The sequence below is a fragment of the Allobosea sp. CER48 genome (assembly GCF_044752385.1).
Lineage (GTDB): Bacteria > Pseudomonadota > Alphaproteobacteria > Rhizobiales > Beijerinckiaceae > Allobosea.
This window is the reverse complement of the sequence record NZ_JBIWYK010000417.1, coordinates 1-2,695: the sequence shown is the minus strand read 5'-3', so window position 1 is coordinate 2,695 and position 2,695 is coordinate 1. Positions and strand designations below refer to the sequence as shown.

The following is a 2,695-nucleotide window of genomic DNA, read 5'->3' as shown; positions in this document are numbered from 1 at the left end:
GCGGCACTGCCCTTCGTCGGCAAGGATGCCTCATGACCGCTGCGACGGCCGAACCTGTCGATGCCGAGGATGGCGGCGAGGCGGACGCCTTCGCGCAGGCGCTGCGCATCGTCGAGGCGCTGCTCTTCGCATCCACCGCTCCGATGCCGGCCGAAGGATTGGAACGGGCCATCCCGGCCGGTATCGCGATCGAGCGGGTGCTGGCCCATCTCGCGGAGAGCTATGCCACGCGCGGGGTCAACCTGCGGCAGGTTGCAGGCGGCTGGGCTTTCCGCACGGCCGCCGATCTCGGTTATCTGCTCGCAGCCGAGGCGGAGCCGCCGCGCCGGTTGTCGCGCGCCGCGCTCGAGGTGCTGTCGATCATCGCCTATCACCAGCCGGTCACGCGCGCCGAGATCGAGGATATCCGGGGCGTAGCCACCGCCAAGGGAACGCTCGATATCCTGCTTGAGGCCGGCTGGGTCCGGCTGCGCGGCCGGCGCCGGTCGCCCGGCCGTCCCGTGACCTACGGCACGACGCCCGGCTTCCTCGATCATTTCGGGCTCGATCGCATCGACGACCTGCCGGGGCTGGAGGAACTGAAGGGCTCAGGCTTCATCGAGGGCCAGCTGACGCGGGACCTCACCGTGCCCGTGCCTGACGACGATCCCGGACTGCGGGACGACGAGGATCCGCTCGGCGATCTGTTCAGTCCGCTTGACGACGGTGAAAGCGGGCCGCAACAGGGGTAGGTGCGTCCCGGCATCCGGCCGGGCCGGAACAGCCGGAGCTTTTTCGAACTTGGCGGAAACGAAAGCGGGATGGCTCGGCTGGGGCCGGCGCGGGACGGCCGGTGCGGCGATCCCGATGGCGCTGGGATTCGAGGGGGTGACGCAGCGCTTCGACGAGGTGACGGCGCTGTCCGACGTTTCGCTGACGGTCGATCCGGGCGAGATCGTCGCGTTGCTGGGGCAGTCGGGCTGCGGCAAGACAACGCTGCTCAGGCTCGCGGCCGGCGTCGAGCGGCCGAGCGCCGGACGCGTCCTGCTGGAGGGGCGCGACGTCTCGGCGCCGGATCGCTTCGTCGAGCCGGAGCATCGCGGCGTCGGCTTCGTCTTCCAGGACTATGCGCTGTTCCCGCATCTGACCGTCGGAGAGAATGTCCGCTTCGGCCTGCGCGGGCAGGGCGCGGCAACGGCGGAGGCGACCGCGCTCAGGGCGCTTGCGCGCGTGGGCCTGGCCGATTTCTACGGCGCCTATCCGCATATGCTCTCCGGCGGCGAGCAGCAGAGGGTCGCGCTTGCCCGCGCGATCGCGCCGCGGCCGGGCGTGCTGCTGATGGACGAGCCCTTCTCCAATCTCGACCGCCGGCTGCGCGACGTGGTGCGAGACGAGACGGCGGCACTGCTGGAGGAGACCGGCGCGACGTCGATCATCGTGACGCATGATCCCGAGGATGCGATGCGCATCGCCGATCGGATCGTGCTCATGCGGGCGGGCCGCATCGTCCAGATCGGCACCGGCGAGGAGCTCTACCGGAAGCCTGCCAGCCTCTTTGCCGCCCGATTTTTCTGCGACTTTACCGAGGTCGAGGGCCGGGTCTCGGACGGCGCCGTCGATACGCCGCTCGGGCGCTTCCCGGCGCCCGGCCTGGCAGGCGGAAGCGAGGCGATCGCCTGCATCCGGCCTCATCGGGTGCGGATCGTGCCCAGGGGCTACTATCTGGCGGGGCGGCTGGTGGCGCGGCGCTTCCTCGGCGAGGTCGACCATCTGCTGATCGCCGTGGAGGGTTTCGACCGGGCTCTCTCCGTGCGTGCCGCGCTGTCGGACGAGATCGCGGTGGGCGACGAGGTCGGTGTCGAGATTCCGTCCGACGAAGTCCTTGTGTTTCCCGCGGCGGATCAATAGGTTCCGCCGCCGAGCGATCGACCGGGCAGGGATTTGGTTGGGGACTGCGCCCGGTCAGAGCAATTTCGGAGGAGTTTCGCCATGGGTGGCGTGAGCATTTGGCACTGGATCGTCGTCGGCGTCATCGTGATGCTGCTGTTTGGGCGCGGCAAGGTTTCCGAGCTGATGGGCGATGTCGCCAAGGGCATCAAATCGTTCAAGAAGGGCATGGCCGAGGATGACGAGGCGGCGCCGAGCGCGACGAATGTCGATCCCAAGGTGATCGACCATACCCAGGCGAGCAACACGGCTGCGCAGGCGCAGGCCAAGGCCGACAACAAGGCCTGATCCGGCGCGCGTCCGCGAGGGCGCGGTTTTGGTGATGCGCGCGCTCTGAACCCGCGGCCTCGACGGCCGCAGGGTGGCGCGCCGAGAGGACGAGCCGTCGATGTTCGACATCGCCTGGAGCGAAATGGTGCTGATCGGCGCAGTCGCGCTCGTGGTGATCGGCCCCAAGGATCTGCCCAAAGCCCTGCGCACGGTCGGCCAGACGGTCGCCCGGGTGCGACGAATGGCGTCGGAGTTCCAGGGGCAGTTCAACGAGGCGATGCGGGAGGCCGAACTCGCCGACCTGAAGAAGCAGGTCGAGGATGTCGGCGGCTCCGTGCAGAGCGCGCTCAACACCGATTTCAAACCGATCGATCAAATCAAGGACTTCGAGGCTCCCAAGCCTGACGATGCGGCGCTGAAGGAGGCCGAGGCCAAGCTCGCCTCGCTCCCGGCGCCGGCTCCGCTGCCGCCCGTCGACATCAAGCCGGACGCGCCGAAG

The 2,695-nt window shown here is 68.9% G+C and carries 4 protein-coding genes; all 4 read left to right on the top strand.

Annotated features, from left to right (window positions below):
* Positions 1-32 precede the first annotated feature (32 nt).
* Positions 33-731 carry an SMC-Scp complex subunit ScpB gene (gene scpB / locus ACIPIA_RS13745; RefSeq protein WP_400510355.1) on the top strand — a complete coding sequence of 233 codons (699 nt, stop codon included), beginning with the start codon at positions 33-35 and terminating at the stop codon, positions 729-731.
* A gap of 115 nt (positions 732-846) precedes the next feature.
* Complete coding sequence (locus ACIPIA_RS13740) at positions 847-1,887, top strand: ABC transporter ATP-binding protein (protein ID WP_400510357.1); 1,041 nt, start codon at positions 847-849, stop codon at positions 1,885-1,887.
* Between the two features lie 81 nt (positions 1,888-1,968).
* Positions 1,969-2,214 (top strand): twin-arginine translocase TatA/TatE family subunit, encoded by a 246-nt coding sequence (locus ACIPIA_RS13735; RefSeq protein WP_400510353.1) that lies wholly within the window; start codon positions 1,969-1,971, stop codon positions 2,212-2,214.
* A gap of 100 nt (positions 2,215-2,314) precedes the next feature.
* The coding region (tatB, locus tag ACIPIA_RS13730) for a Sec-independent protein translocase protein TatB (RefSeq protein ID WP_400510351.1) at positions 2,315-2,695 on the top strand (381 nt) is incomplete at its 3' end.

Coding starts and splice junctions, on each gene's coding strand:
- scpB (WP_400510355.1), top strand. CDS start 33: ATGACCGCTGCGACGGCCGAACCTGTCGATGCCGAGGATGGCGGCGAG.
- ACIPIA_RS13740 (WP_400510357.1), top strand. CDS start 847: ATGGCGCTGGGATTCGAGGGGGTGACGCAGCGCTTCGACGAGGTGACG.
- ACIPIA_RS13735 (WP_400510353.1), top strand. CDS start 1,969: ATGGGTGGCGTGAGCATTTGGCACTGGATCGTCGTCGGCGTCATCGTG.